The organism is Microbacterium sp. Soil_C_42, assembly GCF_057656735.1.
This window is the reverse complement of record NZ_JBDGJU010000002.1, coordinates 53,959-68,667: the sequence shown is the minus strand read 5'-3', so window position 1 is coordinate 68,667 and position 14,709 is coordinate 53,959. Positions and strand designations below refer to the sequence as shown.

Below are 14,709 nucleotides of genomic sequence, written 5' to 3'. Positions count from 1 at the left end.
TGTCCAGCATGGAACACCTGCCGTAGACATGAGCAATCGCCACCGTCACTCTGGATGCATGCCCGCGATCGCTTCCTCCTCCGCCCTCGACGCCGCGCGGCGTGAGTTCGCCGGTGGCCGCGACTACCTCGCGGCCTGCACGGTGGGGCTGCCGAGCCGGGCGACGCGTGACGCCGTGCTGGCGGACCTCGACGCGTCCGCCTCGGGCCGCCCCGACCTCGCCGCCTACTGCGCGGCGGTCGAGCGCTCGCGGGCGCTGTTCGCCTCGCTCGTCGGCGTCGGGGCCGAACGCGTGGCCATCGGCTCGCAGACCTCGGTCGCGGCGGGCATGGTGGCTTCCGCGCTCCCTCTCGGCGCCGAGGTTCTCGTGCCCGACGGCGAGTTCTCGTCGCTCGTGCTGCCGTTCATCCATTCCGGCCGCGGGCTCGTCGTGCGCACCGCGCCGCTGGCCGACCTGGCCGCGCACGTGCGTCCGACCACGGCGCTCATCGCATTCTCCGTGGTGCAGTCGGCGACCGGGGAGGTGGCGGATGCCGCGGCGATCGCCGCCGCAGCGGCCGCCCACGATGCCCTGACGCTGTGCGACGCGACCCAGGCCGTCGGCTGGCTGCGTGTCAAGGCATCCGTCTTCGATGCTGTCGTGTGTCACGCGTACAAGTGGCTCTGCGCGCCGCGGGGTGTGTCGTTCCTGACCGTGTCGGACCGCCTGGGTGCGCGCATGACGCCGCTCAACGCCGGCTGGTACGCCGGTGACGACCCCTGGTCGTCGTGCTACGGCACGGAGATCGAACTCGCACCCGATGCCCGCCTCTTCGACGTGTCGCCGGCATGGCAGGCCTTCGTCGGCGCCGCCCCGGCACTCGAGCTCTTCGCGTCGCTGGATCCTGCGGAGCTCCATGAGCACGCGACCGGGCTCGCTGCGGACTTCCGCACCGGCCTCGGCCTCGCACAGCCGGAGCGCGCGACGGCGATCGTCACGTGGGACGACCTGGACGGGTGCGACCTCGCACGGCTGACCGCGGCGGGGATCACCGCATCCGGCCGTTCGGGCCGCGCACGCGTGGCGTTCCACGTCTTCAACGACGCCGACGACGTCGACCTCGCACTCGCGGCGCTGGGCCACTGACGGCGTGCCCGACCTCGTCGAGACGCGTTTCTGAGAGGCCCGCGGGTCCGCGGTCAGGCGCCCGGCGCGGCCTCCGGCGCTCGCGAGGCGGATGCCCGCCAGCCCAGCGGAGAGAGCACCACCGAGGCGGCGACGAGCACCATCACGACGAGCGCGAGCCCGCCGTAGCCGATCCAGCCGAGCAGTGCGCCGGCGGTGATCGCGCCGAGGCCGCCGACGATGCTCATCGTGAAGTCGCTGATCCCCTGCCGCCTGGTGCGCAGCTCCTCCGATGACGACTCGGTCAGCAGCGTCGAGCCGCCGACCGTCGACGCGCTCCACCCGAGCCCGAGCAGCACCAGCGCAACGGTCACCGCGGTCGTCGAGGCCTGGCCGAAAGACGCCGTCAGCAGCGCGGCGGCGAGCAGCGCCTGACCGACGAGAATCGTCGGGACACGCCCGACCTTGTCGGCGAGGATGCCGAAGACCGGCGAGAGCACATACATGCCGGCGATGTGCAGGCTGATCGTGAGACCGATGATCGACAGCGTCGCAGCCTCCGACGCCTCGTGCGTCAGGTGCGCCAGATGCACGGGCGTCATGGCCATGACCGAGACCATCGTGCCGTGGGCCGCGGCGACCGCGAAGATCGCGTAGCGCGCGGCCACGGGCCGGTCGGCCTTGGCGATCGCTCGGCTGCCCGCCTTCGCGGAGGCCACGATGCGCTGCGCGAGCAGCAGCGGGTCGGGTCGCATCGCGACCAGGTACAAGACGATCGCGAGCGCCTGCGCGACGACGGTGAACAGGTACGCACCCGTCAGAGGCGGCATCCCGATCGCCCCGCCGATCAGCTCGCCGGGACCGGTGAGGTTCGGGCCGAGGACGGCGCCCACGGTGGTCGCCCACACCACGATCGACAGATCACGGCCGCGGGAGGCATCCGTTGCGAGATCCGCGGCGGCGAAGCGGGACTGCAGATTGGCGGCCTGCCCGGAGCCGATGATGAGGAATCCGGCCAGCAGCACCGGGAACGATCGCAGCGCGACGGCGAAGATCACGAGGCCGACGCCGATGAGTGCGACGGCCATGCCCGTGGTCAGTGACAGCCTGCGCCCGCGGCGGCGGGCGATCGCCGCGAGCGGCACCGCCGTCAGCGCGGTGCCGAAGGTGACGGCGGCCGCCGCCAGCCCCGAGAACGCCTCTTCGCCGGACAGTTCGGCGGCGAGCACCGCACCCAGGGACAGCGTCGCACCGAACGCGAGCCCGCCGAGCACCTGCCCGCCCGACAGGACCCACACGGTGCGTCGCTGGACACGTGCGACCTCGCGAGCCGTCGGCGCGAGGTCGACCTCCGGTTCTGATCCGGTCTCAGGCATCGCGGGCGGGATTGCGGAGCGTCCCGAGCCCGGTGATCTCGACCTCGACGGTGTCGCCCGCGCTGATCTGGCCGACGCCGGCGGGGGTGCCCGTGAGGATGACGTCGCCCGGCAGGAGGGTGAAGGCTGCCGAGGCGAAGGCGATGACATCGGCGAGCGAGAAGATCATGTCGCTGATCGGCCCCTGCTGGCGGACCTCGCCGTTGAGCCGGGTCGTGATGACGGCGGGGCCGTTCACGTCGAAATCCGTCTCGATCGCCGGACCGAGGGGGCAGGACGTGTCGAAGCCCTTGGCGCGCGCCCACTGCCCGTCGGTCTTCTGCCAGTCGCGCGCAGTGAGGTCGTTCGCGATCGTGTAGCCGAAGACGTAGTCGAGCGCGTTCTCGGCCGAGACGTTCTTGGCGATGCGGCCGATGACGGCGGCGAGTTCGCCTTCGAAGCTGATGAACTCCGACCCCCTGGGCAGCACCACCGCGTCGCCGGGGCCGACCACCGACGTGTTCGGCTTGAAGAACAGCATCGGCGACGTCGGCACGTCGTTGCCCAGCTCGGCAGCGTGGTCGCGGTAGTTGCGGCCGACCGCGACGATCTTGGAGCGGGGGATCACCGGGGCCAGCAGCGCGACATCGGCGAGCGGCACGCGCTCCCCCGTGGTCTCGTAGCCGGCGAACATCGGGTCGCCCGCGAGGACGACCAGCTCGCCCTCGTCGACGATTCCGAATCTGATGGCGTCGTTGTGGCTGAAGCGCGCGATCCTCACCCGCTCAGCCTAGCGAGAAGCGCCGACCCGGGCCCGGATGGCGCCGGCGCAACGGCGGAGCGGACGGATGCCGCAGCATCCGTCCGCTCCAGAAGATCCGGGGTGAGCGCCGCTCAGCCGTCGAGGCGCACCAGCCAGTTGTGCTTGTCCTCGCGGCGGCCGTACTGGATGTCGGTGAGCTCCTCGCGCAGCGAGAGGGCGAGCGAGCCGGTCGGCTGCTCGTCGAGGAAGTCCTTGCCCTTGAGCACGCCGATCGGGGTGACCACGGCGGCCGTGCCGCAGGCGAACACCTCGACGATGTCACCGGACGCGACGCCCTGCCGCCACTCGTCGAACGACACGGCACGGCCCTCGACCTTGTGCCCGCGGTCGGCAGCGAGCTGCAGGATCGAGTCGCGCGTGATGCCCTCGAGGATCGAGTCGGACTGCGGAGTGACGATGGTGCCGTCCTTGTAGACGAACACGACGTTCATGCCGCCGAGCTCCTCGACGTTGCGATCCTGGTCGAGGAAGACGACCTGGTCGCACTCGTTCTCGTACGCCTCCGACTGCGGCAGCAGGCTCGCGGCGTAGTTGCCGCCCGTCTTGGCCGCACCCGTGCCGCCCTTGCCGGCGCGGGCGTAGTCCTCGCTGAGCCAGATCGACACCGGCTGCACACCGCCCTTGAAATAGGCGCCGGCGGGCGAGGCGATGACGTAGTAGCCGACCTTGTGCGCGGGTCGGACGCCCAGGAACGCCTCCTTGGCGAACATGAAGGGGCGCAGGTACAGGCTCTGGTCATCGCCCGACGGCACCCACGCGCCATCGACGGCGATGAGCTCGCGCAGCGACTGGATGAAGTACGAGACCGGCAGTTCGGGCAGCGCCAGGCGACGGGCGGAGCGCTGCAGCCGGCGGCCGTTCTGATCGGGACGGAAGGTGTGGACCGAGCCGTCGGCGTGGCGGTACGCCTTGATGCCCTCGAAGATCTCCTGGCCGTAGTGCAGCACCGCCGCGGCCGGATCGAGCGACAGCGGGCCGTACGGCTGGACGCGTGGTCGGTGCCATCCGCCGCCGACCGACCAGCAGATGTCGACCATGTGGTCGGTGAAGCTGGTGCCGAAGCCGGGGTTCGCGAGGATCTCGTCGCGCTGCGCCGCGGTCTTCGCCTGGAGGTTGCGGTTGACGGTGAACTCGAGAGGCGCGAGTCCGGTGTCGGGATCGGAATCGATGAGGGTCATGACGAGCCTGTGCTTTCGTGCGGTCGAGCCGCTGGATGGAGAGGCGCTTGCCGGTTCCAGGTTACGCCGGGAGCCGGCCGGCGATGGCGTCGCCGATCTGCGCGGTGGTGCGCGCGGCGGTGCCCCGGTTCGCGATGTCCTCTTCGACAGCCGTGGTGACGCGCTGTGCCTCGTCGGTGAGCCCGAGGTGATCGAGCAGCAGCGAGACGGAGAGGATCGCGGCCGTGGGATCGGCCTTCTGCTGTCCTGCGATGTCGGGCGCCGATCCGTGCACGGGCTCGAACATCGAGGGGAACGCGCCGTCGGGGTTGATGTTGCCCGAGGCTGCGAGGCCGATGCCACCGGTCACGGCGCCGGCCAGGTCTGTGAGGATGTCGCCGAAGAGGTTGTCGGTGACGATCACGTCGAAACGGCCCGGGTTCGTGACCAGGAATATGGTTGCCGCGTCGACGTGCAGATAGTCTACGGCGACGTCGGGGTGCTCCCGCGCCACGTCGTCGACGAGCCGCTTCCAGATGCCGCCGGCGTGCACGAGCACGTTGGTCTTGTGCACGAGAGTGAGCTTCTTGCGGCGGCGCTCGGCGAGGTCGAACGCGTAGCGCACCACCCGCTCGACGCCGAAGGCCGTGTTCACCGAGGTCTCGTTGGCGACCTCGTGCGGCGTGCCGGTGCGGATCGATCCGCCGTTGCCCACGTACGGCCCCTCGGTGCCCTCGCGGACGACGACGAAGTCGATGTCGCCCGGCGCGGCCAGCGGCCCCGGTACGCCCGGGTACAGCTTCGACGGACGCAGGTTGACGTAGTGGTCGAGCTCGAACCGCAGCTTGAGCAGGAGCCCGCGCTCGATGTTCGCGTCCTTCAGCCGCGGGTCGCCGGGCACTCCCCCGACGGCGCCCAGGAGGATCGCGTCGTGCGTCTTGACCGCGTCGAGGTCGTCGTCCGTGAGCGTGTCGCCGGTCTCGAGGAAGCGGGCGGCGCCCAGCGAGTACCGCGTCTTCTCGAAACGGATGCTGCTGCCCGCGGTCGCGGCGTCGAGCACCTTCTCCGCTTCGGCGATGACCTCCGGACCGATGCCGTCACCCGGGATGACGGCCAGCTTCACGACACGCGACATGGTGCTCCTACGACTTCTGGCGGGACCCTCCCAGGGTAGTGGCCGCGATGATCCCTGCGACGACCACGAGGGCCGCCCCGATGAGCGCAGTGACCGTGACGCCGGCGTCGAACGCCGTGGCCGCCGCCTCGAAGAGCGCCTCGCCGGTCGCCCCGCCGAGCTGGTCGGCCGCGTGCACCGCACCCGCCAGCGTCTCGGACGCAGCCGCCGCCGCGGCATCCGGAACACCGTCCGGCACCACGAGATTCGTGCGGTAGAGAGCCGTGAGGATGCCGCCCAGCACCGTCGTGCCGAGAACAGCGCCGAGCTCGTACGCGGTCTCGGAGACGGCGCTCGCGGCACCCGCCTTCGCGGGCGGTGCGCTCGAGAGCACGAGCTCGTTCGACACGGTCTCGGCCGCGCCGATGCCGATGCCGAGCGAGACGAACGCGGCGACCAGCGTGCCGATGCTGTCCGGCCCGGTGGCGAACGCCACCGCGATGTAGCCCGCGACGGAGAACACCAGCGCGACCGGGACGACGATCCGTGCAGGCCACTTCTTCGAGATCGGCACGACCGCGAGGCCCGCCAGGATCATCATCGCGAGGCCCGGGACGAGTGCGAGACCGGCCTGCATCGGCGACAGCCCGACGATGAGCTGCAGGTGCTGCGCGACGAAGAAGAGGAAGCCGACCAGCGCGATCACGCTGAGGAGGTTCACCAGCAGGGCGCCGCTGAACGTGCCGAGGCCGAACAGCCGCATGTCGAGCATCGGGGTCTTGGCACGCAGCTGGCGCCGGACGAAGAGCACACCGAAGCCGAGGCCGACGAGCATCGGCAGCCACGCGGCGACGGTGAACCCGTGCACCGCGAGTTCCTTGATGCCGTAGACGACCGGGATCATCGTCGCCATCGACAGCGCGATGCTGAGCGGGTCGATGCGGCCGGGCTTCGGGTCGCGGCTCTCGGGCACGAGCAGCGGCGCAAGCACCAGAAGAGGGATCAGCACGGGCACCGACATGAGGAAGACCGAGCCCCAGGAGAAGTGCTCGAGCAGCAGTCCGCCCACGATCGGGCCGAGCGCCGCTCCCGCGGAGAACATCGATGCCCAGACCGCGATCGCGAGACGTCGCTGATCGCGGTCGGTGAAGATGCTGCGCAGCAGCGACAGCGTCGACGGCATCAGCATCGCGCCGAACACGCCCATCGCGGCGCGGGCTGCGATGAGCCACGCGGCGCTCGGCGCGAAAGCCGCGAGCACGGACACGGCGGCGAAGCCGGTCGCGCCGATGAGCAGCATCCGTCGCCGTCCGAACCGGTCGCCGAGCGTGCCCATCGTGACGAGCAGGCCCGCGAGCACGAGGGGATACGCGTCGATGATCCACAGCTGCTGGGCGCTCGAGGGCCCCAGTTCGAGGGCGATCGACGGCAGCGCGAAGCTCAGCACCGTGTTGTCGACCGACACGAGCAGCACCGGCAGCATGAGCACGACCAGCGCCGCCCAGCCGCGCCAGCCGACCTTCCGGCCCTGGGCGTCCGCGAGCGAGAGTTCTTGAGTGAGAGTCATCATTTCTATACCGTCCAGCCGGTATAGTAACAGGATGCTGCGCCACCTGTCGATACCATCGAGGCCATGAGTCGCCCTCCCCTCGCCCGCGAGAAGGTGCTCGATGCCTTCGAGCAGATCCTCATCGAGGAGGGCGAGCGCGCGGCGACGATGGACGCCACCGCGAAGGCCGCGGGAGTCTCCAAGGGCGGACTGCTCTACCACTTCGGCACCAAAGAGGCCCTCGAAGCCGCCCTCATCGAACGGCTGCGGGCGCTCGTGCAGGCCGACGTCGACCGGATGGCGTCCGCGCCGGAGGGCCCGATCGCCTACTTCCTGCACACGTCGGTCATGGCGAACGACCCGATCGACCGCGCGATCCTCGCGACATCGCGACTCGCACAGGGTGGCGACGCGACGGCGAGCGACGCGCTGCGCCACATCAGAGACGACTGGGCCGCCGTGCTTCAGCCCCACACGAAGGACGCCACGGCGCTCGATCTCGTGATGCTCGTGAGCGACGGACTCTACTTCAACAACGCGCTCGCGGGCGGCTCCATCCCCGGCCCGGTCCCCCGCGGCCAGGCGCTCGACGCGCTGGTCGCGCTCGTGGAGCGCGCCGCGCGCCCCTGACCGGGCGCCCGTTCACGGGCGCGGAGTCAGGACTCGGTGATCTCGATCTGGCGGAACAGGTCGGCCTGGATCGCGGTGCTCACCTCGTCGAGCAGTGCGTCGGGCACCGGCGAGTCGACCGTGAGGACCGACAGCGCCTGGCCGCCGGCCGTCTGGCGCGCGATCTGCATGCCGGCGATGTTGATGCCCGCCTCGCCGAACTTCTGGCCGTAGATCGCGACGATGCCGGGACGATCGGTGTACAGCATGACGACGTGGTTCGTCTCGATCGGCAGCTCGATCGCGTAGTCGTTGATTCCGACCAGCTTCTCGACCTGCTTCGGGCCGGTGAGCGTGCCCGAGATCGCGAGCTGCGAGCCGTCCGAGAGGGCGCCGCGCAGCGTGATGACGTTGCGGTACTCGGGGCTGTCGTCGTCGACGAGCAGGCGCACCTCGACACCGCGCTGTTCGGCGAGCAGCGGCGCGTTCACGTACGACACGGTCTCGCTGACGATGTTCGTGAAGACGCCCTTGAGAGCGGCGAGCTTGAGCACGCTGACGTCGTAGCCCTGCAGCTCGCCGTGCACCTCGACGTCGAGGCTCGTCAGCGGCGACCGCGCGAGCGCCGAGAAGATCTGACCGAGCTTCTCGACGAGCGGGATGCCGGGGCGCACGTACGGGTCGATGACACCGCCCGCGACGTTCACGGCGTCGGGAACGAGCTCGCCACCGAGCGCGAGGCGCACGGACTTGGCGACCGAGACGCCCGCCTTCTCCTGCGCCTCCTCGGTGGAGGCGCCGAGGTGCGGGGTGACGACGACGTTCGGGAGGTCCAGCAGCGCCGCAGCGGTGCCGCCCTCCGCCGGGGGCTCCGACGTGAACACGTCGAGGCCGGCGCCGGCGATCTCGCCCGCGGTGAGGGCGGCGTGGAGGGCCTCCTCGTCGATGAGGCCGCCGCGCGCGACGTTGACCACGTACGCGGTCGGCTTCATGATCTTGAACTGCTCGGCGCCGATCATGCCCGTGGTCTCGGGGGTCTTCGGCATGTGGATCGTGACGAAGTCGCTCTGCTCGAGCAGCTCGTCGAGGGTGACCAGCTGCACGCCGAGCTGCTGCGCGCGGGCGCTCGTGACGTAGGGGTCGTACGCGATGACGCGCACGTCGAACGCCTGCAGGCGCGCGGTGATCAGAGCGCCGATGCGGCCGAGGCCGATGATGCCGACCGTCTTCTCGAAGAGCTCGGTGCCGGTGTACGAGCTGCGCTTCCACGCGCCGCCCGAGAGCGAGGCGTGCGCGGCGGGGATGCGGCGCGCGAGGCTGAGGATGTGGCCGACCGTGAGCTCCGCGGCCGAGATGATGTTGGAGGTCGGCGCGTTCACGACCATCACGCCGGCGGTGGTGGCCGTCTTGATGTCGACGTTGTCGAGGCCGACGCCGGCGCGGGCGACGACCTTCAGGACGGGAGCCGCGGCGATCGCCTCGGCGTCGATCTTCGTCGCCGAGCGGATCAGCACCGCGTTGGCGTCGGCAAGGGCCGAAAGAAGCGCCGGGCGGTCGGTGCCGTCGACGTTGCGGACGTCGAAGTCGGGACCCAGGGCATCGATCGTGGCGGGAGAGAGCTCTTCGGCGATCAGGACGACAGGCTTCGGCACGGGTGTTCCTTAGTGGGGCGGTGCGCGAACGCGCGGAGCAGAACCGGATGCCGCGCCGCACGCCGTCGGGGGGCGAGGCCTGTGCCAGCCTACCGCCCGCGCGGGGAGGAGCCCGACCGTGTGACGGCCTGCGACATGCTCAGCCCAGGAAGGATGCGGAGTTGAGCGTCGTGTACGCGACGATGTTCAGCCAGAACACCGCCACCAGCGCGAGGCCGGTGAGCATCACGAGGAGGAGCTCGTGCGGTGCCCGTCGGTGGCCGATCGCGAACGCTCCGCCCCACACCAGCAGCGGGAACACCGCGGCGAAGATCCAGATGAACCAGCCGAAGGCGTTGAGTGTGACACCCGCGCCCCCGAACGTCTGAAGCGTGATCACGAGGTTGCCGACCGCGTTCCAGACGGCGTAGGCGTAGAACAGTCCCACCGCGCCCGAGATCGTCGCCACGAGCCACGTGGGCGTCTTGCCGCGCTTCGCGGCCGGGGACGCAGCATCCATCACGTTCTCGCTCATTGCCCGATCGCCCCGATCATCACGAACGGCCACGGCAGCAGCAGCACGACCCCGGCCGCGAGCCACGTGAATCGCAGCCACGCGCGCGAGGCGCGGGTGAGCAGCAGGGTGGTGGCGAACCACAGCAGGGGGGCCAGCACGGCGAGCCACAGGCTTCCCTGGTACATCACGTCGGTCACGAGGTACTGGGCTCTCCCCTGCAGGCGCAGACCGCCGATGAGCCAGCCGATCGCGTAGAGGGCGTAGACACCGCCGAGCACGCCGAACGCGATCAGCGCGCCGTTGCCCATGGGCCGGCGGTCGGCAGTGACGGCGGGCGTCGCGGAGGAACCCTCGGGCAGCGAGCCCGCAGCCGGCGCATCCGTGGAGTCCAGCGACTCGCTGCCCTTGCCCACGGCGGTGAAGCCCTTCGGGAGCTCGGCAGGCGTCGACGCGGGCCGCGTCTCGAGCGCGTCCTCCGGTTCTGCGGCCGCACCGTGGTCGAGCGTGGGATCGTCGTCGCCATCCCAGGTGAGGGCGTCGTCGTCGCGTCCGGTCGTCACGTTCTCAGCGTAGTGCCGCCGCCCGGCAAGCCCGGATGCCACCCGCGGTGGGCGCGGCGCCCGGGCTTGCGTCGCTCATTCGAAGAGCCGCAGCATCAGGGTGTGCCACGTGACCGGGCCCACGATCCCGTCGACCGGCGGCGCGAACAGCTGCTGGAACTCGCGGACCGCGGCGTCGGTGGCCGGACCGAAGTCGCCGTCGACGGCAAGGCCGGCGAGGAGCGTCTGCACGGCGCGCACGGCCTCCCCCTTCGCCCCGCCCGGGCCGTCACCCTGCTTCACGGTGATGATGAGGCTCGGCCAGTCCAGCTGCCCGAGCGTGGTCGAGATCTCCACGGCGCGCAGCGTCTGCTGGAAGACCTCGACGGCCTGACCGCTCTGGGGTCCGAACGCGCCGTCGGCAGCGATGGTCGCGCCATGCGCACGCAGCAGGTGCTGCGCGGCGAGGACGCGCCAGTTCGTGGCCTGCGACGACCCCTGCTTCACGAGCGCCCACGGCCGGTCGCCCGGCATGAACGTGCTGAAGAACGACCAGGTCTCGCGACCGGCGACGCCGTCGAGGGTGAGGCCCCACGACTCCTGGAAGAACTCGACCCGTTCCTTCGTGATCGGGCCGAAGTCCCCGTCCACGACCAGCGGGTCCTCCCCCGGCGATCGCGCGAGCCCGAACTGCTGCACGGCGCGGACGGCGTCTCCGGTCGACCCCTGCTGCACCGCGATGACGAGCTCGGGCCAGGTCACGGGTCCGACGATGCCGTCGGCGGGCACGCCCTGCGCGTTCTGGACCGCGGAGACGGCCGCAGCGGTCGCGGGCCCGTAGTCGCCGTCGACGACGACGGCATGCCCGTGCGCTCTGAGCAGGTACTGAATGCCGGGGACGATCGCCGCTGACGATCCCGGCCCGACGGTGCTCCATGGTTCAACGTTCATGACGCTCCTCTGATCTGGGTGGAGTGCGGGGACGTGCCGCCCCTCATGCTTGCGAGGCGTCGCCGGCGCGCCGTGATACCTCAGTCCCGCACGGTGGAGACGGCATCCGTCTCCACCGCCTTCGCGTACTGCAGCGCCAGCGGCACCGCGAACGCGTCGTCCTCCTCGGTGTAGCGGTGCTGCAGTCCCTGCGCAAGGATGCGCCAGGGCCGTTCGTTGGACGGGGTCGCGGCGTCGCCGTCGTCGGGAAGGAACTGCGTGTAGTCGTACGGATGACTCGCCGTGGCGCCGAGCGGCACCGAGAACGTGTCGACCGCGAGCACTCCCGCGGCGAGATCGACCTGGAGCAGTCGCTGGAAGCCCGTCGCCCGCTCCCCCGTCGGCGTGCGGAACTCCTGATAGTCGGCGAGCGCCTCGAGCACGGTGTGCCCGGGGATCCCCCCGGCGTTCTCGGTGACGATCGCCCCGAGCCCGTGGAAGTGCCCCGACAGCACGAGCACGACGTTGCGGTTGGGCGCGACGACCCGCTCCCACAGCAGATCGCCGTGCGAGACCCACCGCGAGGTTGTCGAGCGCTCCGCATCGTCGGTGGCGGTCGCCGGCATGAGATGCTCGTGCGTCGAGATGACGACGTTCGCATCGCGGTGGGCGGCGACGACGTCCTGTGCCCAGGCCACCTCGCGCTCGCCGTACGCGTACGGCAGCGAGATCATCACGAACCGCGCGCCGCCCGCCGCGAACGACGACCAGTTCGCGCTGTTGTCGTCCGCGGTGAGCGAGCCGCCGAACCACGGCTGGTCCCGATATCGCTGCGGACCGAAGTACTCGTTGAAGAGGTCGTTGCTCACGCCGCGCTTGTTGTCGTGGTTGCCCGGAAGCACGCTGTTCGCGATGCCGTTCGCATCCAGCACGCCCTGCAGCCGCGATGCCACCTCGTACTCGCGGCGGGCACGCTCCTCCGTCTGGCCCGGATCGACCCAGTTCTGGATGAGATCGCCCGTGTGGGTGACGAAAGCGAGCTTTCGCGCGTCGGCATTCTCCGCCAGCCACGCCACCTCGCCCGCGTAGACCTCTGGGTACGCCTCCGAGTAGTACTGCGTGTCGGTGATGTGCCCGAGAGCCACGTCGTAGTCCGCGGGGTCGGCGATCCCGCCCGCGTCGGCCGCCGCCGACTCCGTTCTCGGCACCACCTGCACCAGCAGGTCGACCGTGCCGCCGATGACCTCTTCGCCGCGCACGACTCCCTCGAGTCGCACCGGCGCGGTGGCTGCGGCATCCGCTGCCGTCATTGCGCCTGCGGCTTCGTCGAGGGCGCGCCATCCCGCCCGGCCCGTGGCGGCGGCCGCCGGAGCCCACACCGACAGCCGCACCTCGGCCCGCCCGACGGTGCGGCCCTGCCACGAGATGGCGCCACCGCCGTCGGGCAGCCGCACGCGCATCCGCACATACGGCAGGTCATACCTGTCGTCGCGCGCCGTCAGTCCTGCGGCAGAGACCTCCCGCTCGCCTGGTGCCGTCCTGGTGGCGAGCGGCGAAGGCCAGGAGCCGGCGTGGGCGGTCAGCACCTCCAACGGCGTGCCGTCACCGGCCTGCGGGGCGACCGCGACCGCCGCGGCCCGGCCGACGGCCGCATCGACCGCGTCCGATCGGGCATCGTCGAGCGCGCGTCGGATCACGTCGTCCGCAGACGCCGCACGGCGCACGGCGAGCGCGCCCGGGGTCGCGGGGGCGGGGACGAAATCGCTCGCGTCATCGCCGGTGAACGCGGCGCGCTGCAGTGTCTCGCCGCGCATCCGATCCACGGCGAAGGTCGACAGTGCGAGTCCCTTCGTGCAGGGGCTCGGGACGTCCACGCTGCTGTCCATCTCGTTGCGGTGGAAGACGCCGACGCTGTCGACGCGGCGGCCTTCCGCGTCCTGCACCCACACCCCCGCGCCCGCAAGCTCGAGCGGGTCTGGGTACGCCGCGTCGGCGGTGCCGGCCGCCGGTGTTCCTTCGAGGGCGGCGGTCCACGTGTCGTCGGGGCCCAGCACCGTGCCCGCAGCCACGACGGCGAGGTGGTCGAACCTGCGGAAGCCGTCAGCACCGCACGCGACCAGCGTCCAGCCCGAGATGTCGACCTCGCGTGCTCCGAAGTTCGCGAGCTCGACGAAGTTGCGCCGAGGCACCCCGTCGATGTCGGGGTCGGTCGCGATCTCGCTCACCGCCACCCCCGGCCGATCGTCGTACGCGAACGCCGTCGCGATCGAGGAGGCCGCCGAAGGCGACCGCTGCGCGTTCGGGGCGCCCGGCGTGCGCCGCGCGGTCGCGAAGCCGCCATCGGCCTGCCGCTGCCAGCTCTCCCCGGTGCGGTAGTCCAGCGTCGAGGGCAGCTTGTCGCGGCCGGTCTGACAGGCGGTGTCCTCCCGGGAAGACACCCCGACTCCGTCGACCCGGCGTCCGTCGGCATCGACGAGGAGCACACCGTGCACGGGGTCGGCCAGCGACGCCTCGACGCGGATGTCCGCGTCTTCCGCGAATCCGGGACCGCCGATCACCAGACGCTCCCCCGGTCGCAGCGCCGCGCTCGCGCCGAACACGTGCTGCAGCGCCTCGCTCGGGGCGGCCCCGGTGGCGGTGCAGCGGTAGAGCCGCCAGCCGTCGAGGTCCACGACCACCGGCCCGTCGTTCTCGAGCTCGACGAAGTCGTCGCTGCGCCCGGCCGGGCCTGCCGCAGCGATCTCCGACACCCGCACCGGCTCGTCGCCGGCCACGGCGAGCACGTTCGGCCCGCCCGGAGTCGCGACGGCGCGCACCCAGCGCCCGTCGGCGGACGCGCCGGCCCGCTGCCAGCTCTCGCCGAGCGCCGCCGCGGTGGTCACCGGCAGCTCGGCACCCCCGCATTCCGACGTCGTCGGCGCGGGATCGTCCGAGTACGCGGCGAGAGCGTCGACGGTCTCGCCCGACGGGGCGATGACGATGAGCCCGTACCCGCGCTCAGAGAGACGGGTCGTCGGGAACGCCCGCCGCTCCCCCGCCGCGAGGATGACTCCACCCAGGTCGGCCTCGGGATCCGACGGGCGGGACCGCAGCCCCTCGTCGTCGCAGCGGAAGACCGCGTACCCCGTGAGATCGACCGGGCGGTCGCCGGGATTCGCGAGTTCGAAGAACCCGGAAGCCGAGCCGCGAACTCCTGCCGGCGCGACCTCGACGATCGACACCGCGCCCGTCGCCGTGACGATGCGGGGCGATTCCGCCGCACCGGCGGGACCGCCGACCGCGGCCGCGACCCCGACGAGGAGAACGGAGGCCGCAAGGAATGTGGTCACACGTTTCGTGGCGCGCACGCCTCGACGGTGACGCGGCGAGGTGAACCGCCA

The 14,709-nt window shown here is 71.2% G+C and carries 12 protein-coding genes; 2 read left to right on the top strand and 10 right to left on the bottom strand.

The annotated features are described in order from the left end of the window. Positions 1-58 precede the first annotated feature (58 nt). Positions 59-1,126, top strand: a complete 1,068-nt coding sequence (locus AC3A46_RS01930) for an aminotransferase class V-fold PLP-dependent enzyme (protein WP_487663558.1) — start codon at positions 59-61, stop codon at positions 1,124-1,126. Between the two features lie 53 nt (positions 1,127-1,179). On the opposite strand, the gene AC3A46_RS01925 is transcribed toward AC3A46_RS01930, so the two are convergent. The 5 genes from AC3A46_RS01925 to AC3A46_RS01905 all read right to left on the bottom strand — a co-directional run bounded on the left by AC3A46_RS01925 (position 1,180) and on the right by AC3A46_RS01905 (position 7,124). Beyond that, positions 1,180-2,481 (bottom strand): MFS transporter, encoded by a 1,302-nt coding sequence (locus AC3A46_RS01925; protein WP_487663557.1) that lies wholly within the window; start codon positions 2,479-2,481, stop codon positions 1,180-1,182. Beyond that, the gene (locus AC3A46_RS01920) at positions 2,474-3,241 is read right to left on the bottom strand and encodes a fumarylacetoacetate hydrolase family protein (protein WP_487663556.1); all 768 of its coding nucleotides are present in this window, start codon (positions 3,239-3,241) and stop codon (positions 2,474-2,476) included. The genes AC3A46_RS01925 and AC3A46_RS01920 overlap by 8 nt, the downstream gene beginning before the upstream one ends. 113 nt (positions 3,242-3,354) lie before the next feature. After that, the gene (locus tag AC3A46_RS01915) at positions 3,355-4,461 is read right to left on the bottom strand and encodes a branched-chain amino acid aminotransferase (protein ID WP_487663555.1); all 1,107 of its coding nucleotides are present in this window, start codon (positions 4,459-4,461) and stop codon (positions 3,355-3,357) included. A gap of 61 nt (positions 4,462-4,522) precedes the next feature. After that, positions 4,523-5,575 carry a 3-isopropylmalate dehydrogenase gene (locus AC3A46_RS01910; protein WP_487663554.1) on the bottom strand — a complete coding sequence of 351 codons (1,053 nt, stop codon included), beginning with the start codon at positions 5,573-5,575 and terminating at the stop codon, positions 4,523-4,525. A gap of 7 nt (positions 5,576-5,582) precedes the next feature. Next, positions 5,583-7,124: an MFS transporter gene (locus AC3A46_RS01905; protein ID WP_487663553.1), complete on the bottom strand. Its 1,542-nt coding sequence runs from the start codon at positions 7,122-7,124 to the stop codon at positions 5,583-5,585. Positions 7,125-7,187: 63 nt separating this feature from the next. Between AC3A46_RS01905 and AC3A46_RS01900 the strand changes: the two genes are divergently transcribed. Then, a complete protein-coding gene (locus AC3A46_RS01900; protein WP_487663552.1) occupies positions 7,188-7,733 on the top strand; it encodes a TetR/AcrR family transcriptional regulator in 546 nt (181 codons plus the stop codon). 26 nt (positions 7,734-7,759) lie between these two features. On the opposite strand, the gene serA is transcribed toward AC3A46_RS01900, so the two are convergent. The 5 genes from serA to AC3A46_RS01875 all read right to left on the bottom strand — a co-directional run bounded on the left by serA (position 7,760) and on the right by AC3A46_RS01875 (position 14,676). After that, positions 7,760-9,364: a phosphoglycerate dehydrogenase gene (gene serA / locus AC3A46_RS01895; protein ID WP_387136794.1), complete on the bottom strand. Its 1,605-nt coding sequence runs from the start codon at positions 9,362-9,364 to the stop codon at positions 7,760-7,762. 139 nt (positions 9,365-9,503) lie between these two features. Then, positions 9,504-9,878, bottom strand: coding sequence for a bacitracin resistance protein (locus tag AC3A46_RS01890; protein WP_487663551.1), 375 nt, complete (start codon positions 9,876-9,878; stop codon positions 9,504-9,506). Then, a complete protein-coding gene (locus AC3A46_RS01885) occupies positions 9,875-10,420 on the bottom strand; it encodes a DNA polymerase III subunit gamma/tau (RefSeq protein ID WP_487663550.1) in 546 nt (181 codons plus the stop codon). The genes AC3A46_RS01890 and AC3A46_RS01885 overlap by 4 nt, the downstream gene beginning before the upstream one ends. A 75-nt stretch (positions 10,421-10,495) precedes the next feature. Beyond that, on the bottom strand, positions 10,496-11,350 hold the full coding sequence (locus AC3A46_RS01880; RefSeq protein WP_487663549.1) for a peptidoglycan-binding domain-containing protein: 855 nt from the start codon (positions 11,348-11,350) through the stop codon (positions 10,496-10,498). Between the two features lie 80 nt (positions 11,351-11,430). Further along, positions 11,431-14,676 carry a lamin tail domain-containing protein gene (locus AC3A46_RS01875; RefSeq protein WP_487663548.1) on the bottom strand — a complete coding sequence of 1,082 codons (3,246 nt, stop codon included), beginning with the start codon at positions 14,674-14,676 and terminating at the stop codon, positions 11,431-11,433. Between the last annotated feature and the right edge of the window lie 33 nt (positions 14,677-14,709).